The following is a 22,324-nucleotide window of genomic DNA, read 5'->3' on the forward strand; positions in this document are numbered from 1 at the left end:
CCAATAACGCGCACGGCCTGAGCAGTACGGCGCGGTCACTCCGGCGTGCGCGGAGTCAGTGAGGGTGGAAGGTCTCCGATGACCCAGACAACGGCCGAGAGCGCGGCAAGGAAACAACGCGCACAGATCAGGGTGCGCACGCTTCGAACCGATCGATGGTGGCTGGCTCCGGCGTTCACGTTCGCCGGACTCCTGTTGTTCTTGATTTATGGATTTTGGGCGATCTTCGACAAGAGCTACTTCGTCGACCCGTACATCGCGCCCTTCTCGTCGCCGTGTCTGGCGACGTCCTGTCCCGAGGGGGCCCGGTTGTTCGGGCTCGCCCCGTTCGGCGACTGGTACACGTTGCCGCCCGGGATACTGATCCTCGGCCTGCCGGGCGGTTTCCGGCTCACCTGCTACTACTACCGCAAGGCCTACTACCGGTCGTTCTGGTTGTCGCCGCCGGCGTGCGCCGTGGCGGAGCCGCACGGGAAGTACACCGGTGAGACGCGTCTGCCGCTGATCCTGCAGAACATCCACCGCTACTTCTTCTACCTCGCCATCGTCATCGGCCTGATCCTGACGTACGACGCGGTGCTCGCGCTGGTGCACAAGCCCGCCGGGCTGGGCAGCTGGATTCTGCTCGCGAACGCGGCCCTGATTCTCTGCTACACGTTCGGCTGCCACTCGTGCCGTCACATCACCGCCGGGCGCCTGAACCACTTCTCCAGGCACCCGCTGCGCTACAAGGCGTGGACCCTGGTCTCGAAGCTCAACGCCAGGCACCAGCAGTTCGCCTGGGCCTCGCTGTTCTCGGTCATGATCGCCGACCTGTACGTCCGGCTCGTCGCCAAGGGCGTCATCAACTTCCCGTTCGCTTAAGGATTTCAAGTGGAGCGTCACGAATACGACGTCGTCGTCATCGGGGCCGGTGGAGCGGGGCTCCGCGCGGCGATCGAGGCGCGGCAGCAGGGCAAGCGGACGGCGATCGTCTGCAAGTCGTTGTTCGGCAAGGCCCACACGGTCATGGCCGAGGGCGGCGCCGCCGCGGCGATGGGCAACGTCAACCCGAGCGACAACTGGATGGTGCACTTCCGCGACACCATGCGCGGAGGCAAGTTCCTCAACAACTGGCGCATGGCGGAGCTGCACGCCAAGGAGGCCCCGGACCGCGTCTGGGAGCTGGAGGCCTGGGGCGCGCTGTTCGACCGCACCAAGGACGGCAAGATCAGCCAGCGCAACTTCGGCGGCCACGAGTACCCGCGCCTCGCCCACGTCGGCGACCGCACCGGTCTGGAGCTGATCCGCACTCTCCAGCAGCGCGTCGTCGCCCTGCAGCAGGAGGACGAGAAGCTGCACGGCGACCCTGAGGCGTACATCAAGGTCTTCGCCGAGTGCACGATCACCCGGCTGCTGAAGGACGGGGACGCCATCTCCGGGGCCTTCGGCTACTGGCGTGAGACGGGCGACTTCATCGTCTTCGACGCCCCCGCCGTGGTGCTGGCCACCGGCGGCATCGGCAAGTCCTACGTCGTCACGTCGAACTCCTGGGAGTACACCGGTGACGGTCACGCGCTGGCCCTGCTCGCCGGCGCGAAGCTCATCAACATGGAGTTCATCCAGTTCCACCCGACGGGCATGGTCTGGCCCCCGTCGGTGCGCGGCATCCTGGTGACCGAGTCGGTGCGCGGCGACGGCGGCGTCCTGCGCAACTCCGAGGGCCGCCGCTTCATGTTCGACTACATCCCGGACGTGTTCAAGGACAAGTACGCCACGACCGAGGAGGAGGGGGACCGCTGGTACGACGACCAGGCCAACAACCGGCGTCCGCCGGAGCTGCTGCCGCGTGACGAGGTGGCCAGGGCGATCAACGCCGAGGTGAAGGCCGGGCGCGGCTCACCGCAGGGCGGCGTGTTCCTCGACGTGTCCACCCGCCTGCCCGCCGCCGAGATCACCAAGCGGCTGCCGTCGATGCACCACCAGTTCAAGGAGCTGGCGGACGTCGACATCACCAAGGAGCCCATGCAGGTCGGCCCGACCTGCCACTACATCATGGGCGGCGTCGAGGTGGACGCCGACACCGGCGCGGCGTCGGTCCCCGGTCTGTTCGCGGCCGGCGAGGTCTCCGGCGGCATGCACGGCTCCAACCGCCTCGGCGGCAACTCGCTGTCCGACCTGCTGGTGTTCGGCCGCCGGGCCGGCGCGGGAGCCGCGGAGTACGTGGACGGGCTGGCCAAGCGGCCGACCGTGACCGGCGTCGAGGAGGCCAAGGCCGAGGCCCTGGCCCCGCTGGAGCGGAGCGGCGGGGAGAACCCGTACGAGGTCCACCACGAGCTGCAGCGCACCATGAACGACCTGGTCGGCATCATCCGCAAGTCGGAGGAGATCAGCGAGGCCCTCCAGGTCGTCGAGAAGCTCAAGGAGCGGGCCAAGAACGCCGCCTCCTCGGGCAGCCGGATCTACAACCCCGGCTGGCACCTCGCGCTCGACCTGCGCAACATGCTGCTGGTCAGCGAGTGCGTGGCGAAGGCCGCGCTGCTGCGGGAGGAGAGCCGCGGCGGCCACACCCGCGACGACTTCCCCGGCATGTCGGCCGAGTGGCGGCGCAAGCTGCTGGTCTGCTCCGCGAAGCCGGACGGCACGTCCATCACGGTCGAGGAGAGGGTCCAGCCGTCCATGCGGGGCGACCTCATCGGTCTGTTCGAGCGCTCCGAGCTGGAGAAGTACCTCACCGAGGAAGAGCTGGCGGAATACGACGCCGCGGTCAAGGAGTCGTGATGGGATACAAGGCGAAGTTCCGCATCTGGCGCGGCGAGGGCGGCGAGGGCCGCCTGGAGGACTTCACCGTCGAGGTGAACGAGGGCGAGGTCGTCCTCGACGTCATCCACAGGCTCCAGGCCACGCAGGCCCCCGACCTCGCGGTTCGCTGGAACTGCAAGGCCGGCAAGTGCGGCTCGTGCTCGATGGAGATCAACGGCAAGCCCCGGCTGGGCTGCATGACCCGGATGTCCACCTTCGAGGAGAGCGAGACCATCACGGTCACGCCGCTGCGGACGTTCCCGGTCATCAAGGACCTGGTGACGGACGTGTCGTTCAACTACCAGAAGGCCCGCGAGATCCCCTCGTTCACGCCGCCCGCCGACGTGAAGCCGGGCGAGTACCGCATGCAGCAGGTCGACGTCGAGCGCTCGCAGGAGTTCCGCAAGTGCATCGAGTGCTTCATGTGCCAGAACGTCTGCCACGTGATCCGCGACCATGAGGAGAACAAGCCGGCCTTCGCCGGGCCGCGCTTCTTCATCCGGATCGCCGAGCTCGACATGCATCCGTACGACGTGGCGGAGCGCAAGGAGCCGGCGCAGGAGGAGCACGGCCTGGGCTACTGCAACATCACCAAGTGTTGCACCGAGGTCTGCCCGGAGCACATCAAGATCACCGACAACGCGATCATCCCGATGAAGGAGCGCGTGGTCGACCGGAAGTACGACCCGCTGGTCTGGCTGGGCTCGAAGATTTTCAAGCGCCAGCGCTGAGCCCCTGCCAGAGGCGCCGATCGGTCCGTCCGATCGGCGCCTTTCTGTTCGTCAGCGCTGGGTGGTCGGGTCCTCGCCCACGGGCGGCTGCGGGAGGTGGCCGGGCCGGGTGGCCTCGGTCCAGACCCCGGCCTGGGCCTCGCCGACCGCCTGGCTCCAGGGATCGGCCGCGCCCTGGGGCGCCGGGGCCGGGCCCGGGTACTGCTGCGCCTGCTGTGCCTGCATCTGGGCGGGGTCGGCCACCGGGTACCCGTACGGCTGGGCGTAGCCGTACGGCACCGGGTAGCCGTAGGGCTGCTGCGGATAGCTCATGGTGTAGGGCTGGACGGGCACGAAGCCCATCATCGGCGCGTAGCCGGGGGTGGCCGCCGCCGGGTAGGCCGCCACCTCGGGAGCCGGCGTCCGTGCCGCGGCCGGGCCTCCTCGCCGTACCGCGGCGGCGTGCGCCATCCTGCGCAGCCGGCCTTCGAAGATCAGCCAGGCGATCAGTGCGATGCCCACGAGCACCCCGGCGGGGATGGCGAGCCGATGGGCCAGCGTCGGCTTGTCGTACTCGGGAGACGCGTTGCGGATCTCGATCGGCACCGTCTCGGGATCGGGCTGCTCGAACGACACGCCCGCGCTGGGCGTCTGCTGCGGCACCTCCGGCGACGGCTCGGCCGACGCGGGGGGCAGGCTCACCTGCCCGTTGTCCTCCGGGCTCGGGCTGGGATTCGGAACGGAGAGGTCGGTCGAAGAGGGGAGCGTCTGCGTCGACTGCGGCGGGTTCTGCTCCGTGGTGGACGCGGGGGGAGCGGTCGTCGTCGGGACCGCCTTGGGCGTCTTGGTCTTGGTCTGCTTCGGCGTCGGCGTGATGGTGACGGTCTTGGTCACCACGGGCTCGGCCGTGGGGCTCGGATCCGCCGAGGAGGTGGCCGGCGGCGTCTGGGTGACGGTGACCGTGACCACGGCGCACTGGGGGTCCGTAGTGGGGTCGCACGGCTCCACCGGGTCGGCGTTGGCGCCGATCACCGGGCCCACGGCCACGATCGCCAGCGTGGCGATGGCCACCGACGCGACAGCCGAGGACGCGGCTCTCATGTACGCGCGTCCGATCACCGCTCGCCTCCTGTCGGCCCGGCTTCGAGGTCAAGACCGATTGTAGTTCGGTACAAGGAGGAGCAAAGCCGGATCTTGCGAACGATTCGGCGACTATGCATCCCGGCTCGGCAACAGCTTCTCGATCGCGGCGACGACCGGCAGATCCGCCGGAACCCAGGGGACGTCGTACAACTCGTGCGGCTCCAGCCAGCGCAGCGCGAGGTGCTCCAGCGGGCGGGGCACGCCCGCGACGACGGTGGCGAACCACACGTGCATCCTGTAACCGTTATCCAGCGGCCAGTCCCCGCCGACACGGGGTCCGAGGACGATCTGGACCCCGAGCTCCTCGACGCACTCGCGAACCAGCGCCGCGCGCTCGTCCTCCCCCGGGTCGACCTTCCCGCCGGGGAACTCCCAGCCGCCGCGCAGCGCCGGGGGTCCGGACCGCTGGGCGGCCAGGAGGCGGCCGCCCTCGACGATCGCGGCCCCGACGACGAGCCGCGTGCCCGTCACGTCTGCGCCCGCTTCAGTTGCGCGATGACGGTCTCGTTCTCCAGCGGCCGGGTGAAGCCCACGATGTTGGGCCGGTCGCGGTACGTCGAGATTTTGATGGGCCCGCACAGCGTGCACCGTGCCTCGATCATCTTGCCGGGCGACACGACCATCCCGACATGCCCTGGACTGTCCTTGGACGTGCCGGGACCGGCGTTGAAGAAGACGAGGTCGCCGGGCTGCTCCTGCCCCTCCTCGATCTTCATGCCGAAGGGCCACTGGCCGAAGGTCGTGCGGGGAATGGTCAGACCCGCGTTGCGGTAGGCCATGTAGATGATCCCCGAGCAGTCGAAGGCGTCCGGGCCCGTGCCGCCCCACCGGTACGGCTTGCCCCGCTGGGCCAGAGCGTACTCGAGGATCTTGCGTACGACGTCGTCGGGGGCGCTGTCGACGTAGCCGGAGTCGCAGGCCGGGTCGGCCTCGGGCGGCACGCCGATGTCCCCGGTCGCCGCGTAGCGCTTGGCGATCTCCAGCACCTGGTCGACGTACCAGGTGGCCCGGTTGTAGACGAAGATCGCCCTTCTGAGGTCGTCGGGCGCGCCGTTGCGCTTGAGCATCTTGGCCGCGCCGAGGATGGCGTCCGCCGGGTTGTAGACGTCGCCGTAGCCGTCCCCGTCGCCGTCGGAGGCGTAGCCGTTGATGCCCGGCTCGATCTTCATCTTGGCCTGGCCGCCCCAGGTGCTGACGAGGAACTGCATCGGCCCCGCGGCCCCCGCGTAGTTGGTGCCGCTGCGCACCCCCGGCAGCGTCGAGCGGCCGTGGTTCGTCTCCCGCTTGCCGATGGCGGCCAGGACGTTCCACTGCACGCCGATCTGCTTGCCGAACTTCTTGTAGAGCTCCAGGTAGTCGTCCGGGATGTCCCCCTGGGCCGTCTGAGAGACGTCGGCGGCGCCCTCCCCCGTGGCCGCCTCGGCGCAGTTCTCCGCCGCGCCGCCGCCGAAGAGGATCGACGGGCTGGGGGTCATCAGGATGATCGAGCCGAACAGCGTGGCCGGGACGATCACGATGAGGGCCACGGCGATCGTCCGCCAGTCCCGCCCCGCCGACGCGAGCCTGCGTACGACGCGCGTCGAGGCGCCGGACGAAGTGATGCGCGGCGGGGCGGTCACGGCGAGCTGTCCCCGTCCTGACCGGCGTCGGCCAGTTGCAGGTCGTACACCCGCCAGTCGGTCCCCGCCTTGATCACGGTCACGGCGAACTGCTCGGGCACGTCCTTCTGGCCGTTCCTGTCCGTCACGTGACGAACCGAGTCGACGACGAACACCACCTGGGCGGCCGTCATGTCGCGGATCGTCGTCACCTTCGCCGACCCCTTGGAGGTCACCTGGTCGGCCTCGTTCTGCTCCACCACCGCGGGGTCGGTGACGGTCCTGGTGAGCTGGCCGGCGAACTCGTCGGTCGCGAACCGCTTCAGCCGGTCGGCTCGCGCCGCCGGCTCCTCGCCGGGGGAGAAGGTGCCGTACGCCTCGGTGAAGCGGCGCGCCAGGTCGGCCGCCGCGCCGATCTCCTCCCTCGACAGCGGCAGGTACGCGTACACGTCGAAGGCGCCGGGAGTCGTGGCCACCGGGCTGGGCTCCCGGACCGCGGCCGTCGCCCGCGAGGTGGCCACGACGGACTGCTCCCTCGTCTGCTCGTCGGCCCCGGAGGAGGAGCTCGACGGCGGGCTCATCGTGAGGTAGGCGCCGACGGCGGCGAGCACCACGACGGCCGCCGCGAAGGCGAGGCCCTTCCCCCGATCACTGTTCCGGCTTCTCATCAGTCGCCGTCGGCGGGCTTGGCCCAGAACGGGGTCGGCGCGTCGCTGTCGCGGCGTGTGCCCTCTCCCCTGCTCGGCAGCCAGAGCGGGGGCGGCTCGGCCGACCGGGGACGGCTGGAGGACGAGCCGCCGGACGAACCGGAGTCACGCGGCGGGGCGGGCCGGGAACGGCCGCCGTCGCCCCGCCGGGACGATCCGCCGAACAGGCCACCGGACGAACCGCCGGACGACCTGTTCGAGGACCTGCCGGAGGAGCCGCCGAACAGGCCGCCCGAACCACCCGAGCCGCCCGACCTGCTCGACCCGCCCGACGAGCCGCGCGAACCGCCGAAGAACCCGCCCGAGCTCCCGCCGGACGGCCTGCTGGACGACGGCCGGGAGGCCCAGCCGCCGGACCTGCCGCTGAACCAGCCGCCACCGGAACCACCGCTGGAACCGCCGCTGGAACCGCCGCTCGATCCGCCACTCGATCCACCGCTCGGACGGCCGCGGGACGGTGCGGGCTGTGCGGCGGCGGACGGCGCGGGCACGGCAGAGGCGCCGGTGACCCGCTGCGGCGGGGCCGCCGGGCTTCCGCCGGACGACGCCGCGGCGGAAGCGGCCTGGACGGCGGAGGACATGCCCGGGCCGGACGGCATGGACGCCCGTACGGACCCGGCGGACCGCACTCCCGACAGGTTGAGCGGCGGGGCCGTGCCCGGACGTGAGGCGGTGACCCCGGCCTTGCGGCGACCGGCCCCCTGCGCGTCGGCGTCGAGCGGCGCGGGTTGCGCCCCCGCACGCGCTCCGGCCTGGGCGGGCACGTTGCCCGCGCCCTCCTCGCCGCGCACGCGGCCCTGCGCCACCCCCGCCGCGGCGGCCGCCGCCGTGCCCGCTCCGGTCGCCATCGCGGCCGCGCCGATGACCGGCTCGGCCTTGCGCAGGCCCCACCGGGCCGCCCGGGCCGCCGCGACCGGCGGCAGCGCGTTGGCCGCCCGCGACAGGGTCGGCGCGGTGGCGGCCTCGCCGAGCATCCGGGTGGTGATCGTGTGCCCGTCCATCGAGGCGAACAGGTGCTGGAACGGCCGTCTGTAGAAGAAGACCGCGATCGTCAGCAGCGCCATGAACAGGATCTGCATGCCCCAGGGCAGGCTGGTCGAGATGATCAGCGCGTAGCCGTACACCAGGACGCCCAGCACCAGGGCCAGCACGGCCTGGCGCAGCAGGGTGCCGACCAGCATCTCCACCCAGCGCATGGCGATGATGCGGCCGGAGCCCGGATGCACGCCGATCAACAGGAAGATCGGCCCGAGCATCAGCAGCAGCAGGAAGCCGACCTTCAGGACGAGCAGCGACACCGCGACGAGGAAGATGAGCAGACCGGCGACCATCGCCGCGATGAACGCGCCGATCGCGATGCCCAGGCGGCTGGTCCAGTCCTTGCCCTGGAACAGGAAGTACGCCGGGGTGCTCTGCATCGGCTTGGCGACCTCCGCCTCGAACCGCTGCTGGTGGGAGTCGGAGGCCGGCGTCTGATCGGCGGCCTGCTCAGCGGCGTCGATGGCCTGGAGGTTGAGCAGCTTGGCGCCCAGGCCCTTCACGAGACCGGAGTTGGGGTCGGCCGTGCCGAACTCGCCCATCAGCCACGGCTTGCAGACCAGGACCGACCACAGCGCGTCGGCGTTCTGCTCCACGCCGGGCGTCCCCTGGCGGCCGTAGCCGCCCGCGGTCGGAGCGCTCGGCACCTCGCCCGGCGCGGTCTCCTTCATCGGCAGGCAGGACGCGCCGCCCGCGCCCGGCAGCCCGGAGAACGCCGAGTTCACGATCTCGCCGGTCTTGTCGGTCACGGTCTTGCCGAGGCTGGTGAAGTCGCCCGGGCGGCTGAAGAACCAGATGGCGACCGTGACCGCGAGGACCATCCAGATGACGCCCTCGGTGGTCGTCGTCGCGCGCTTGCGGATCAGGCCGTACCACGCCAGCCAGATCGCGCCGAGGATGACGATCGGCCGCAGGTAGGGCCAGTACATCGCGTTGGCGAGGTTGGTGACGATCTCGTCGGCGACGTCCTTGATGGGCTGCAGCGGGCCCTCGGTGGCCGCCGCCTGGTAGGTGCTGATCGTCAGCCGGTCGACGGCCTTGGCCCACGAGAAGACCGTGTTGGCCCACGCGTTGCCGAGCACGGCCGTGACGTCGGAGCACCCGAGGTCGTAGGTGTGCCAGAACTGGCCGGCCATGCCGTACCGCTCGTAGTTGGTCGCCGGCGGCTTCGGCGCCTGGGTGGTGTTCTGCTGGGTCCCCTGGCCGGCGGCCGTCGTCTCTTCGCTCGACGGCGGCTGGACCAGCCCGTCGACGCCGCCGCCCACGATCTCGGGAGCGAGGCTGGGCGACAGGTCACAGGGCCCGACCGCGCTCGCCGTGCCGGTGGGGAAGACCAGCGGCAGCGTCACGAACGCCGCGAACGCGACGAACAGCAGCGCCAGGCTCCGGCGAATCCTCCTGCCGCGTCTGGCACCCTCCCTGGTGCGGCCCTTCGGACCGTTCCTGCCCACGCTCACGATCGCACCTCCTGCGCGACCCCCGACCGACCGGAGCCCCCGTCAAGAAGATCATGCACGTTCTCGTTGGGTTTGTCGTGTGTCGGATTGGTGTCAAGCCAGCGCAGCAGTTCCTCCGAGATAAGGTCCACCCCGATACGGCCGGCCCGGCCGTCCAGATCCCGGAAGACGCACTCCCCGTTGCCCAGGGAGCGCAGCACCGCCTTGTGCTCCTCCGACGGGTCCACGCCGAGGAGCTCCATCACGTGCTCGACCTCCACGCGTTCCGTCGAACGGAACGCGAAGACCGACGACAGACAGTTGGTCACCTGCTCGTTGAGCAGGTCACCGGCGTTCTGCGAGACCAGGACGAGCGCCGTGTTGCGCGAGCGGCCCATCCGGGAGACCTCCGGCACGAGCTTGGCGCCCTCGGGGGTCGATGTGATCGCCCACGCCTCGTCGAGGAAGATCGCCTTCGGTGTGCGCCGGTCGAGCCCGTTCATCAGGCGGCGCGCGAACTGCGACACGAGGTAGAGCAGCGCGACCGACAGCCGCTGCTCGTAGGAGTAGTCGTCCCTGGCCGTCATCACGTCGGGCAGCGTGAGGCCGCCCAGCGTGAACACGGTCGTCCAGCCCTCGGTGTCGACCTGCTCGCCGCCCGAGGCGTCGAAGCACAGCCTGGCCAGGTGCATCTCCGACATCGACCGCAGCACGGCGCCGAGGTTCTTGGACGCCGGGTCGGTGGACTGCTCCAGGTGGTCCACCACCTTGCCCAGTGAAGGGTCGGGCTCGTTGGAGATCGCGGCGACCGCCTGGATCATGGCGGACTCGCGCTCCTCCGACATCCTCGGCAGCAGCAGCCGCAGGGTCTCGGTGGCCATCGTCTTCTTCGTCGCGATGTCGTCGCCGAACGAGAACGGATCGAGCAGGCCCGGCGCGGCCGACCCCAGCGGGATGACCCTGGCCTTGCGGCCCCGGTTGCGCAGCAGCCGCACGAGCGACTCGGCGTCGCCCTTGGGGTCGATGACCGCGATCGTGACGCCGCGCAGCGCCATCTGGTAGATGAGCAGCAGCGCGAGCGTGGTCTTGCCGCCGCCCGGCTCGCCGGTGATCGCGATGGCGGTCGGGCGGTTGCGCGCCGCCGCGACGAGCGGGTCGAAGTGCACGATGCTGCGCGCCCGTCCCAGCGTCTCCCCGACGTACGGCCCGATCCATCCGGCGTTCGACTCGTCCACCCGGTCGCCGAGCTCGACGGTCGCGGTGGCCATGCCGCCCGCGATCGTGCGCAGCGGCTGCCGCTGGGCGTACGCGTTGACCCGCAGCCGCTCGCCGGGAAGGGCCTCGCAGAACAGCGAGAACTGGTCGCCGGTGGAGTTGACGACGTCGATGCCGAGGTCGCGGTAGTGCTCCACGACGGCCTCGACCCGCTGGACGCACATCTCCTCGGTCGGCGCGCTGACGCTCAGCCGGTGCCAGCCGTACACGAACGGCAGCCGTTCCTTGGTGATGCCGTGCTCCAGCATGCGGGCGGCGTCGATCTGCTCGGCCAGCGCGAGCGGCGCCTCCGCGCCCGCCTCACGGATGTGGATGTCCATGTCGCGGGCGTGGGCCAGCTTGCGCGCCACGTCCTTGCTCGCCCTGACCGGGGGGATCAGCCGCATCCGGCTGGAGACCTCCACCGGGAACGGCAACTGGTCGGCGAAGTGCAGCCACGGCTCGCCGTCGGGGAACGGCATGAGATCGGGGAAGCGGGCGAACGACAGGTGCGCCGTGTAGGAGTCTCCGGCCGGCTGCTCGATCCGCAGCAGCGACCTGCCGTTGTGGATCTGCCCCTCGACCAGCGCCTCGATCTCGCCCTTGCCCCATCTGCGGCGCGGCGTGGCCGAGGCCAGCGGCTCGCCGAGGCCGCCCGCCGCCGCGTGCTGGAACAGCCAGGCGATCTCCGTGGAGGTGGCGTGGCGGGCGTACAACGCGCTGGAGGCCAGGGCCCGGCCGAGCCGCTCGGCGGCCTCGGTCCACCGGGCGATCTCCTTGTCCGGCACGTGGTCGTCCTCGATGCCGAGCGCCTTCTCGCTGCGCTGGTAGAAGCCGAAGAGCTGGGCCAGCACGCCGGTGCCGAGCTGCGCGCCGCGCGGCCCGAGCCGTACGCCGAGGTAGATCTCCTTGCTCCAGAAGTCCTTGGCCCAGACGTGGCGGTACATCTCCTCCAGGTACTCCCGCCAGCCCGGGCCCTCGTCGGAGGTCGAGTTGAGCGCCATCGCCCACTCCGCCGCCGGGTAGGCCCGGTGCGCGATCCGCAGGTGCACCTCGGCGTCGGGCATCCTGATCGCGGCCAGCGCGATCGTGACGTTGGTGGCCAGCGCCTCGCGCTCCTCGGGGGTGAGGAACTCGTAGCTCACCGTCGGCAGCCGGAAGTAGGCCCAGGCCGCCGAGTCGGTGAGGAGAACGCGATCGTCGAAGTAACGCACCGCGAGGCGACTGCGCGCCCTGCTCATCGACCTCTCACCAGCTTCCTCGCTCGCCCCTCATCTGGCCACCTCCTGCTTGGCCTGGACAGCCGCCAGACCACTCACGATCACTCCCGCAAGCGCAACGTACGCCCTGCGGCCGCCCATTCGGAGGTGATTGACGTCGACCGGTCCCGGCCGCCCGGGGGCCAGCTCGTCCTCCCAGGGCACCCGGACGATCGCCCGGCAGCGGCCGCTGGCCACCGCCTCGGCCTGCTCCACGTCGGGGAGGCTGCGGCGGCTCACGCCGTTGATCACCATCACGGCGCGTCGCCGCAGGTCGGAGCAGCCGTGCCCGTCGAGCCACTCGTAGGTCATCGCCACCGCCTCGGAGGCGTCCTCGCTCGCGGGGGCGACCAGCACGAGCTGGTCGGCGTACGGCAGGAGCCGGGCCGCCAGCGCGGCCGCGGGGTCGATCACGGTAAGCCGGTAGTGCCGGTCGAGCGCGGCGAGCGTCCTGCGCCAGTCGGCCAGGAACGCGCGTTCCGCCAGGCGCTGCGTCACCCGGTCGTCGGTGTCCGCCCCGACGACCTCCAGTCCCGATTCGCAGCGCGTCGTGTACGCCCGCATGCCGAGGTAGCCGGTCACCTCTTCCGAGCCCTCGATGAGCGAGCTCAGCGTCTCGGGGGACTCGGCGGCGATCCTCGTCGTGAGCGTGTCCTCTCCGGTGTTCGCGTCGAGCGCGAGCACGCGGTCCTCGCGATAACGGGCCAGCGTGTGGCCCAGCATTAACGCCGTGGTGGTCTGCCCGGCGCCGCCCGTGCAGCCGAGCACCATGATCCGCCTGCTCGTGGTGAGCGGGATGCGGGTCCGGGCCTCGTCGGCCTCCATGCCGTCCGTACGGCTGCCGCCCACGACGACCTGCGCCAGGCGCCGCCAGCCGCCCGAGGTGTCGCGCCCGACGACGGCCTCGACGCGGCGCAGCCGCGGCGGCTCCTCGTGCGGCGACCTGCCGGGGGTGGTCGTTCCCGGGGTGGGCAGCGACGGCCGGGCGGGACCGGCCGGGCCGGCCGCGCGGGGCCCCGCGGGCACGGCCCGGATCGACACCCCCGCCGGAGCGGCCGTAGGCGGCGTCACGTCCCCCTTGCCCATGGCGCTCTCGTACGGCCTGGACCCCGGCGCATGCGTCCTCTCCCGCGCGGGGTGCGCGCCGGAACCGGCGTCGGCCGCCGGAGCGTGCTCGGTCGCGGCGTCCGCCGGAGGAGCCGCCGCGGCCGCGACCTCCATCGCGGCCCGCCCGGCCGGCACGTCCTCGTCCGTCTCCGCGTCCTCCGTGGCCGCGGGCACCTCGCCCGCCGGCTCGCCCCATGCGCCGTCCGGCACGCGGGGGCGCACGAGCCTCGGCGGACGGCCCTTGCGGTGCTGCTCAAGGGCCTCGGCGTCTCGCTGCGCCGTGTTCTCCCGGTCCGCGTCGTCGGCGGGCTCCCGGGGCGCGGAGTCCGCCTCGGGCTCCTGCGGCGCCGCTGCGGCGACGGCGGTGTCCGCGGTCTCTGCGCTCTCTGTGGTGTCGTCGCTGGTGTCGTCGGTGCCGGCGTCGTGCGTACGCGCGTCGCCGGGACGCTCCTCCTGCGCCGGCTCCGCCGTGGCCGGCTCGGTGAAGGAGGCCACACCGGGCGGCCGTACGGCGCGGGGTTCGGCCGAAGCGGCGAGCCGGCGCAGGCGGCGCAGCGTCTCGGTGCCGATGGGCGGGACGGCGGGCGCCTCCGAAGCCTCAGCGGGAGCGGCAGGGAGCGCCTGCTGCACAGAGCCCTGCTCATGGCTCTCATGGCTCTCATGGGCGTCACGTCCCCCGCCGTGCGCCTCATGCGGCTCGTGTTCGCGATCCGGACCGGTGACCGGCCCGATCTGCGGCTCCGCCGGGTGCGCGGGCGGTGCGGACGGTTCCGTGAGGTAGAAGACGCGGTCACCGGTGGCGCCGGCCCGGGCGGCGGCACCGCTGCGAGAGGGGGTGGTGGGGGGTGTGTCGGTGACCGGCGCGGCGGCTGCCGCCGCGGCCGCCACGGCCGGGCGGACGACACGCGAGGGGTCCACCTGGTGCGCGCCCACCCGCGCGGCGGCGCCCGAGGCCGCCCGTGCGCCGGTCCTGGAGACCTTCGGGACGGGCACCTTGACCGAGACCGGGCGGCGCGCCTTGCGGGCCGCCCTGGCGTGCGCCGCCGCGGCCGGCGGCGTGGTCCGCCAGACGCGCGCCGTGAGGGCGATCTCGTCCGGCTCGTCGAACGGAGCCATGCGGCACCAGGTCCGGGGCTCGCTCATGTAGCGGAGCTGCGACTGGAGCAGCTCGGTGAGGCGCTTGCTCTCGATGACGGGACGGGTGGACAGCCAGGTGAGCACGCCCGGAGGAACGAGGTAGATGACGTGCCAGGGGGCCGCGAACGGCAGTCCGATCAGGTAGAGGAAGACCCACCACGGCACGGAGACACCCACGAACACACCGATCCAGACGACCGGAAGCGGCATTGGCAGCCGTAGGTCGTACAGCTTGTACAGCCGCTTCTCAATGCGCCAGATATTGGTATATGTGGGCAGATCCACCCCGAACCTCCTCTCCGCCCGATCACTTGATGCCAAGTGCGCCCGCGATCGCCTTCGCCGTCACCTCGATGATGTTGGGAACGTAGAAGATCACGCCGATCGCGATCGCCAGGATGATGAACTGGACGAACCTGGTGATCTCGCGGGTGAAGAGGAAGAAGATCGCCACGACGGAGACGACCGCGAGGAAGAGCGGAGCGAAGAACTTCCGGAGGAAGTCGGCGAGACCTTCGGTGTTGATGCCCGTCGTCGGCGCCGGTGACGGCGCGGCAAGATCAAGGACGTGGTCCGCGATGGTCTTCAGTATCAACTCTCGCCCTCCCGGGGGGATGGATCAGCGATGTCTTTGCCGGGCATGCGCTACCCCACGGACCGGTTCGCACCCTGGATGTCCCTGACGAACCACTTGCCGCCCTGCTTTTCGATCGTCAACTGATATGCCTGCTCGAGACCGGCCGGCTGCGCCGCCGGATCCTGCGACGGGCTCGCCACCGCCGTCGACTGTCCGGACGCCACCGCCCACACGACCACCGCCGTGACCTTCCTGCTGTCGGCACCGCCCGGCGGCACCACGACGTCCTTCAGCTCGGCGAGGGTGAACTCTCCGTTGAACCCGTTGACGGTGACCCCGCTCGCGACGTAACGCTGGAGGTCGACCTGGTTGCCCGCGGCGTACGCCTTGAAGAAGCCTTCGAGCTGGGGACGCAGTTCGGCCTCGGTGGCGGAGTCGCGGTCGGGGTCCGGGAGCTGCGGCAGGCCCGCCGGCCCCGGCGCGGGCAGCAGAGCCGGCTGGGCCGAGACCACGAACCCGCCGTTGTCGTAGTAGACCGGCACGGACAGCAGACCGCGGCTGCCCCCCGACTGGTACGTCACGGTCACCCGGGCGTTGTGGTCGTCGATCACGTCGATCCCGGCGAACTGGAAGGCTCCCGCCGACATGCGTCCGTACCCGTTCCAGCCGAACTGCTCGTCGGCGCCTTCCGGCAGGAACGACTTCAGCCGTTCCGCGCGCTGCTGGGGGCTGGCCGCGTCGTAGTTGAGGTAGACCGCCGCGAACTGGTTGGCGAAGGCCGCCGCCTGCGTCGCCGGGAACCCGGACGTGACCGTGCCGGTCGGCGTCGTGGTGGGCTGATCGCCCCCCGCCAGCCGTTCCAACGGGGCGCGTATGCCGTTGACCAGGATGACGACGATCAGTGCCCAGAGGATGACCCGCCCGGTCCAGACGAGCCAGCGGCCTCCACCGCCGCTCCAGCCTCTGCGGCGGGGGGCCGCGCCGTGCGCGGCGCTCGCCGCCTCGAAGCCTTCCAGTGGGTACGGGTCAGGGTCGCCAGCGATCCGAGGATCCTGCTGGACGTCTGACCTGCGAGCCATCACGCCTCCGCTCGCGCCGATCCCTCCGGCTGGCGCGGTTTCCTCTTGCTCTCGATCCGGTTAACCGCATTGAAGTATTCACCCTAGCGGTCTCGCCAATTCTTCCAGGTAAGCCACGCCCATGGTGCAAGCATCGCCGCGACCGAGCAAACCGGGTCTACATCCCGTAGAGGCGCCCCACACCTATCCACTCCGCGGAAAAGCACGTTACGCCTGGCCAGCGGGGGCATCGATTACCTAACCGCCACCTATTGCTGTCTTCGCAGCTCGCAGGCATGGCGAAACCGACCGTACGCGCCACGACGGCCCCGCTCCGCGCGGGGCCGTCGTGTCGTGAACTACGCCTGCGCCCTCACTGGCACGCCCCAGAGGAGGACGACTCGCCCGACTTCGGCAGGAAGCCCGCCGGCGGGACGCTCTCCGGACCCGAGATCGCGGGCGGGACGTTCTCCGGAGCACTGCCCAGAGCGCTACCCGGAGCGCTCTCCGGCAGCGAGGAGCTCTGCGACTGGCTCGCCGACGACTGCGACTGTGACTGCGCCTGCTCCGACACCCGCTGCTGCGCGCGCTGGGACATCTGCTCGATGCGCTGCTGCGCGCTCGCCGCCTCCTGCATGATCTGTTGTGTGGCGCTGCTCGCCTCGTCCCTGATGCTCTGCCGGGCCTCCTCCGCCATCTGCTCCATCGGGGCACCCATGCCCGGGAACTCCGCGACCGTGATGCTCGGCACGCCGATCGGCACCGTCCCGGCCATGGGCACGGCCTCGGTCGCCAGCAGCGGCTCGCTGATGGTGGTGGTGTACGACGTCGCCCGCACCGAGCCGCCGGGCTCGCTCGTGGCCGCGGAGGCGGTGCCGCCGAGCAGCGCGATTCCGCCGGCCGTGAGCGTCGAGGCGAAAATCGCCGCGAGAGCCAGCTGCCTGGATTTCCGATGCATGGTTCCCCCCTTGGGCCCGATCGGGCCTCGCCAGGTCAGGCCACCTGGGCTTTTCCCGGTGCCCGAATTCGGCCGCCTCCCCTTCCGCCATGCCGGATTACGGCATCGATGAGATTTGTCGCGAAAAGGGATTCAAACGGCGACTATGCGCCAAACGGCCTCATCTCGATGCTTCAACGAAGCTCACGAATGCGTCTAGGGCAGTTGGCCCAAGCGTTTCCGCCAGGCGTGGAGGATCTGACCGGAGGGAGAGGTGTGGCGGGTGATGCCGCTCACGTCATGACCGCCGCTTTGCTCGACCCGGCCGTCTCAGGGCCGTTCGAGATCGTAGGTGACGTCCGCCACGCGGACCGTCCGGACCAGCGGATCCTCAATGATCTTCCGCAGTTCCCCGATCGTCGCCGACGAGTCCACGTAGGCGTAGGCCAGGCCGTCGTTCGCGGCCTTGCGCAGCCGGGCCAGGCTCAGATCGAAGTCGTGCAGGTTGTCGTCGTCGTAGTCCTTGAGGATGCCGACCCAGCGGCGGAAGTTCGCGAGGTCCGACTCGATCGGCTCGTCGGCCTCTCCCGGCATCGGGGCCCGGTCCCACATGGTCGGCCCTCCCCAGGTGATGGGGATCTCCCTGGGACGCCGCTCGAAGACCACCTTGTCGGCATCCGACGTGTGTCTGGCGGTGAAGGCGGCCAGATCCCCGATGGAGAGCGGCTTGGCGAACTCGACCACCGCCAGCGCGTTGAGCCCCTCCGGGAGCCTGGCCAGCACCTTGCGGCTGTCCTCCTTGGGCTGGTTGCCCGTGCCGACGTTGATCAGCGCCCTGCTCAGCGTGGTGCCGGCGTAGTTGCCGAGCGGCAGCCTGCCCACGTGGCCGAAGAAATCCTGGGTGACGACATGCTCCACGCCGACGTAACCCTCGACGAAGCCCCCGACGGCCCGAATCGGCCGCACGGCCACGGTGAACGACATCGACAGCGGCGTGGTGGCACCCCGCTCTCGGATCTCGACGTCGTAGCCGGGGTTGTAGATCTTGAAGGCGGTGCCCAGCACGTCGGTCATGTGCTGCTCCCGGTCGCCGCGCCGCTGGATCAGGCCGGAGCCCACCGTCGCCGCCAGGACGAGGACGAGCAGTGCCGCCAGCACCGTGATCGCGGTGCGGGCGACACCCCGCCGTACGGCCCGGCGGGTCGCCTTGGGATCGAAGTCGGGCATGGCCGGCAGCAGATCGTCGTCAGTCATGAGGACCTCCGTAGAGATCGGCGAAGGCCGCTCTGGCCCGCCACACGGCCGTCTTGACAGTGGTGTGCTTCCTGCCGGTCATCGCGGCCACCTCGACCAGCGAGAAGCCCTCGAAGTAGACCAGGGTGAGCAGCCTGCGGTGCTCCTCAGGCAGCCGATCCAAGACGTCGCGCACGGCCAGCGACTCCGCGTGCAGCGCGGGCACGCCGAGCTCGTCGGGATCAGGTAGGTCCAGCTCTCGGCGGTGGCGCCGGAGGTGGTCGACCAGGACGTTGCGGGCGATGGCGAGAAGCCACGCGGCCGGGTTCCCGCCGCGCCAGCCGAGCAGCGCCCTGGTCGCCTTGACGAACGTCTCCTGGGCGAGGTCCTCGGCGAGGTGGGGATCGCGGGTGCGGCGTAACAGGAACCCGCACACGAGCGCCCAGTGCTCGCGGTACAGCTCCTCGATGATGATGCCCCCCGCGTCTTCGTGTCTGTCACAACAGACCAGACGCGATCGGGCCGGGAATGGTCACCCACCTCTTCCGCGGATGCTCGAAAATATCTTGCGGTCCGCCGGGCCGGGCAGGAAGGTTGCGGAGGTGGCCACACCTCCGCGAGAGCACCTGGTACGGCGGGCGACGGCGGCCGACTCCGCTGTCGTCGCCGAGTTGCTGGACGCCTTCAACCGGGAGTTCGACACGCCGTCACCGGGAAGGGAGGTGCTCACGGCGCGCCTCCGCCGAATGATCGCCGGGGACCACCTCGTCGCCCTTCTCACCGGCGAACCGGCCGTCGGCGTCGCGGTGTTGTCCTTCCGGCCCAACGTCTGGCAGGAGGGTCCGGCCGCGCTCCTGGACGAGCTGTACGTGCGGCCCGGCACGCGCGGACAGCGGTTCGGCCACTTCCTGCTGGAAGAGGCGTGCCGCGTCGCGCGGGAACGCGGCGCGGAGACGCTCGAGATCAACGTCGACGGTGAGGACACCGACACCCGCCGCTTCTACGAGGCGCACGGCTTCGCCAACAGCGAGCCCGGGGCGACCGAGCCGATGTTCTACTACTACCGCGACCTCGTCTGAGAACGCCGGCTGAGCGGCCTTCTGGCCTGACGTCGTTGATCGCGGCTGCCGCGCGCGGTCGAAGTCCGGCCCGCTGGAGACACGGCCACCGCTCTCGCCGCGCCGCCGCACGCGCACAGGCTGTCCTCCTCCACACCCTCGAAGCCGTCCGCCGGTCGTAAGCAGAAACCTCGATGGCTCGCGTTCCAACAATCTCTGCCATAACCAAGCGCAACCGAACGTACGCGTACGCCTGAAACATTCATGGCAGGCGACGGTCGACATGCACGTTTCTGCTGCATGCCAGTTCAACCATGTTCACACGCCACCTTTCCAACCTGACCATGCCTTGACACGTCCCAACCGCTTTGACATTTTCAAACGGCTTCCAACAGAAAGCGTGACCGACGGTATCGAGGCGAGCGTGCTGGGGCCAACCGCTCTGGACCCAGCAGGGCCGGTGAACCGCCCGTCACTCATCCCCCAACGGACGGCCCCGGAGGTCCGGCATGCGCAAACGTCGACCAGTCGGCGACAGGAAATGGGTCCGCATCATGATGGCGACGATCGCAGCGGCCGTGACCGGCGCCGGCGCCGTGGTGATGACCGCGCCGGCGGCCCAGGCGGCCACGACGACCATCACGGTGAACGGCGGCTCGACGGGACGCACGTTCGACGGGGTGGGGGCGATCAGCGGCGGCGGCGGCAACTCCCGGCTGCTCATCGACTACCCGGACACGCAGCGCTCACAGATCCTGGACTACCTGTTCAAGCCCGGGTACGGCGCGGCGGTGCAGTTGCTGAAACTGGAGATCGGCGGTGACGCCAACTCCACCGACGGCTCCGAGCCCAGCATCGAGCACACCCGCGGTGACATCAACTGCAACGTCGGCTACGAGTTCTGGCTGGGCGAGCAGGCGGTGGCGCGCAACCCGAACATCAAGCTGATCGCGCTGCCGTGGACCGCGCCGGGCTGGATCGGCGGCGGGAACTTCTGGTCCCAGGACATGATCAACTACGACATCTCCTGGCTCAACTGCGCCAAGCAGCACGGCCTGACGATCAACTACATCGGCGGGTGGAACGAGCGCGGGCACAACAAGAGCTGGTACGAGAGCCTCCGGTCGGCCCTCGACTCCAACGGCTACGGCAGCGTACAGATCGTCGGCGACGACAGCTTCGGCCTGTCCACCGCGGACGACATGCAGAGCGACCCCGCGTTCAAGGCCGCGGTCGGCGTGGTCGGGGCGCACTACCTGTGCGGCTACCTGGGCGACGCCACCTCGTGTCCGTCCAGCGCGAACGCCGTGGCCACCGGCAAGCCGATCTGGAACAGCGAGTTCGGATCGCAGGACTACATCAGCGGCTCGGCCCCCTACATCCGCAGCATCACCCGCGGATACCTCGACGGCCAGATGACGGGCTTCGTCAACTGGCCGCTGGTGGCCGCGCTCTACCCGAACCTGCCCTTCAACACCACCGCCCTGGCGGTCGCCAACTCACCGTGGTCGGGCTCCTATCAGCTGGGCCGCAGCCTGTGGGCGAACGCCCAGGTCGCCCAGTTCACCCAGCCGGGCTGGCGCTTCCTCACCGGCTCCGCGAGCGGATACCTCGGCGGGAACCGGAGCAACGGCAGCTACATCTCCCTGAAGTCCACGAACAACACCGACTACTCGACCATCTACGAGACCACCACGTCGACGACCACGCAGACCGTGAACGTCAACGTGACAGGTGGGCTGAGCACCGGGACCGTGCACGTGTGGTCCACCAACCTCGGCTCCAACAACCCCGCCGACTGGTTCGTCAGGCAGCCGGACATCACCCCCAGCAACGGCTCCTACTCGCTCACCATGCAGCCCAACCGGATCTACTCGGTGACCACGACCACCGGCCAGGGCAAGGGCACGGAGGCCGGCCCGGCGAGCGCGCCGCTGGCTCTGCCGTACTCCGACGACTTCGACGCCTACGCCTCCCGCACCGAGGCCAAGTACTTCTCCGACATGCAGGGATCCTTCGAGGTCCGGCCCTGCGCCGCCGGCCGCGCCGGTCAGTGCCTGCAGCAGGTGACCCCCCAGCGCCCGATCGAATGGCAGGACGACAGCGACGCCTTCGGCCTGGTCGGCGATCCGTCCTGGAGCAACTACAAGGTCAGCGTGGACGTCGACTTCCAGCAGGCCGGCACCATCACGCTGCTCGGGCGGGCGAACACGCAGCAGCGCCCGCAGAGCCACCAGGCGGCCTACCAGTTGCGGCTGAACAGCTCCGGAGCCTGGTCCATCGCCAAGAGCACCACGTCCGGCACGGTGAGCACCCTCACCTCGGGCTCCCGAGGCTCGCTCGGGACCAACACCTGGCACACGGTCTCGCTCAGCTTCTCGGGCAACCAGATCAGCGCCACCCTCGACGGCGCCGCGCTCGGCTCGGTGACGGACAACTCCTACTTCACCGGACAGGTCGGGCTCGGAGTGGTCGGATACCAGACCGACATGTTCGACAACCTCTCCGTCACCGCGACCAGCGGCGGAAACGGCGACACCAGCGTCGGCCCCCTCAGGGGCCAGGCCTCCGGCCGCTGCGTCGACGTCCCCAACTCGTCCCAGACCAACGGCACCCAGGTCGCGCTCTGGGACTGCAACAGCGGCGCCAACCAGACCTGGACCCTCACGCCGTCCAAGCAGCTGATGGTCTACGGCACCAAGTGCCTGGACGCCTACGGACAGGGCACGGCGGACGGGACCCGGGTCGACATCTACGACTGCAACGGCGGCGCCAACCAGCAGTGGACGCTCAACTCCGACGGCTCGATCGTCGGGGTCGGCTCGAACAAGTGCCTGGACGCCTACGGCGCCGGCACCGCCAACGGCACGCAGCTGGTGATCTGGACGTGCAACGGCGGCGCGAACCAGAAGTGGTCGCGCAGCTGAGCCGGCGGTGACACCGGCAGGCCGGGTCCGCGCCGCAGCCCGCGGCGCGGACCCGGCCGGCCGCTCCCGCCGCCCGCCTGAGCGGCTTCGCGTCGGGTCAGACGTTGAAGCGGAACTCTGATCGCCATCCTGCCGACCTGGGTCGGGATGCTTGCTGCGCTGGTCGGGCGGTCTTCTGGGCTCGCGTCGGTGGTCGTTGGCTGCCGACGTTTCACGGTGTCTTGTGCCCCCTACGTGCCCCAGCATCAGACCGAGGCGCAGCCGTGGGGCCACGTTCAGATCACACGTGCGAGTAGAGCTCGAACTCTCTACTGCCACTACGTGACCTGCGCCTATAGCGCCGAGTAGTGCTCTGACGAGGCAA

17 protein-coding genes are annotated in these 22,324 nt (G+C 70.3%); 5 read left to right on the forward strand and 12 right to left on the reverse strand.

From position 1 onward, the window contains the following. The first annotated feature begins 78 nt into the window (after positions 1–78). From sdhC to QSK36_RS26975, 3 genes are read left to right on the forward strand one after another with little or no spacing between them, the layout of a single operon-like run. The gene (gene sdhC, locus QSK36_RS26965; RefSeq protein WP_139577392.1) at positions 79–864 is read left to right on the forward strand and encodes a succinate dehydrogenase subunit SdhC; all 786 of its coding nucleotides are present in this window, start codon (positions 79–81) and stop codon (positions 862–864) included. Between the two features lie 9 nt (positions 865–873). Further along, a complete protein-coding gene (locus QSK36_RS26970; RefSeq protein WP_285784305.1) occupies positions 874–2,760 on the forward strand; it encodes a fumarate reductase/succinate dehydrogenase flavoprotein subunit in 1,887 nt (628 codons plus the stop codon). Then, positions 2,760–3,512, forward strand: coding sequence for a succinate dehydrogenase/fumarate reductase iron-sulfur subunit (locus QSK36_RS26975; RefSeq protein ID WP_183542531.1), 753 nt, complete (start codon positions 2,760–2,762; stop codon positions 3,510–3,512). The genes QSK36_RS26970 and QSK36_RS26975 overlap by 1 nt, the downstream gene beginning before the upstream one ends. A 51-nt stretch (positions 3,513–3,563) precedes the next feature. Here the strand turns inward: QSK36_RS26975 and QSK36_RS26980 are convergent, their stop codons facing one another. The 12 genes from QSK36_RS26980 to QSK36_RS27035 all read right to left on the reverse strand — a co-directional run bounded on the left by QSK36_RS26980 (position 3,564) and on the right by QSK36_RS27035 (position 18,486). Beyond that, entirely contained in the window at positions 3,564–4,610 is a 1,047-nt protein-coding gene (locus tag QSK36_RS26980) for a hypothetical protein (RefSeq protein ID WP_285784306.1), read from the reverse strand. Positions 4,611–4,703: 93 nt separating this feature from the next. Next, entirely contained in the window at positions 4,704–5,105 is a 402-nt protein-coding gene (locus QSK36_RS26985; protein WP_285784307.1) for a (deoxy)nucleoside triphosphate pyrophosphohydrolase, read from the reverse strand. After that, entirely contained in the window at positions 5,102–6,253 is a 1,152-nt protein-coding gene (locus QSK36_RS26990; protein WP_285784308.1) for a C40 family peptidase, read from the reverse strand. The genes QSK36_RS26985 and QSK36_RS26990 overlap by 4 nt, the downstream gene beginning before the upstream one ends. Beyond that, positions 6,250–6,900 (reverse strand): hypothetical protein, encoded by a 651-nt coding sequence (locus QSK36_RS26995; RefSeq protein WP_182899952.1) that lies wholly within the window; start codon positions 6,898–6,900, stop codon positions 6,250–6,252. Before QSK36_RS26995 ends, QSK36_RS26990 begins: the two co-directional genes overlap by 4 nt. Then, on the reverse strand, positions 6,900–9,434 hold the full coding sequence (locus QSK36_RS27000) for a type IV secretion system protein (protein ID WP_285784309.1): 2,535 nt from the start codon (positions 9,432–9,434) through the stop codon (positions 6,900–6,902). The genes QSK36_RS26995 and QSK36_RS27000 overlap by 1 nt, the downstream gene beginning before the upstream one ends. Beyond that, positions 9,431–11,908: an ATP-binding protein gene (locus tag QSK36_RS27005; RefSeq protein WP_139577386.1), complete on the reverse strand. Its 2,478-nt coding sequence runs from the start codon at positions 11,906–11,908 to the stop codon at positions 9,431–9,433. The genes QSK36_RS27000 and QSK36_RS27005 overlap by 4 nt, the downstream gene beginning before the upstream one ends. A gap of 30 nt (positions 11,909–11,938) precedes the next feature. Beyond that, positions 11,939–14,455, reverse strand: a complete 2,517-nt coding sequence (locus tag QSK36_RS27010) for a TcpE family conjugal transfer membrane protein (protein WP_285784310.1) — start codon at positions 14,453–14,455, stop codon at positions 11,939–11,941. 22 nt (positions 14,456–14,477) lie between these two features. Next, positions 14,478–14,765 (reverse strand): hypothetical protein, encoded by a 288-nt coding sequence (locus tag QSK36_RS27015; RefSeq protein ID WP_139577384.1) that lies wholly within the window; start codon positions 14,763–14,765, stop codon positions 14,478–14,480. A gap of 50 nt (positions 14,766–14,815) precedes the next feature. Beyond that, a complete protein-coding gene (locus tag QSK36_RS27020) occupies positions 14,816–15,826 on the reverse strand; it encodes a conjugal transfer protein (protein WP_285784311.1) in 1,011 nt (336 codons plus the stop codon). 352 nt (positions 15,827–16,178) lie between these two features. Further along, complete coding sequence (locus tag QSK36_RS27025; RefSeq protein ID WP_285784312.1) at positions 16,179–16,763, reverse strand: hypothetical protein; 585 nt, start codon at positions 16,761–16,763, stop codon at positions 16,179–16,181. A 309-nt stretch (positions 16,764–17,072) separates the two neighbouring features. Further along, a complete protein-coding gene (locus QSK36_RS27030) occupies positions 17,073–17,996 on the reverse strand; it encodes a hypothetical protein (protein WP_183542543.1) in 924 nt (307 codons plus the stop codon). Continuing rightward, entirely contained in the window at positions 17,989–18,486 is a 498-nt protein-coding gene (locus tag QSK36_RS27035) for an RNA polymerase sigma factor (protein ID WP_225898768.1), read from the reverse strand. The genes QSK36_RS27030 and QSK36_RS27035 overlap by 8 nt, the downstream gene beginning before the upstream one ends. A gap of 91 nt (positions 18,487–18,577) precedes the next feature. On the opposite strand from QSK36_RS27035, the gene QSK36_RS27040 reads away from it, so the two are divergent. Together QSK36_RS27040 and QSK36_RS27045 are read left to right on the forward strand one after the other, a co-directional pair. Then, positions 18,578–19,054 carry a GNAT family N-acetyltransferase gene (locus QSK36_RS27040; protein WP_285784313.1) on the forward strand — a complete coding sequence of 159 codons (477 nt, stop codon included), beginning with the start codon at positions 18,578–18,580 and terminating at the stop codon, positions 19,052–19,054. Positions 19,055–19,587: 533 nt separating this feature from the next. Beyond that, positions 19,588–21,960, forward strand: a complete 2,373-nt coding sequence (locus tag QSK36_RS27045) for a ricin-type beta-trefoil lectin domain protein (protein ID WP_285784314.1) — start codon at positions 19,588–19,590, stop codon at positions 21,958–21,960. The last annotated feature ends 364 nt before the right edge of the window (positions 21,961–22,324 follow it).

Source organism: Microbispora sp. NBRC 16548 (assembly GCF_030268985.1).
GTDB lineage: Bacteria > Actinomycetota > Actinomycetes > Streptosporangiales > Streptosporangiaceae > Microbispora > Microbispora catharanthi.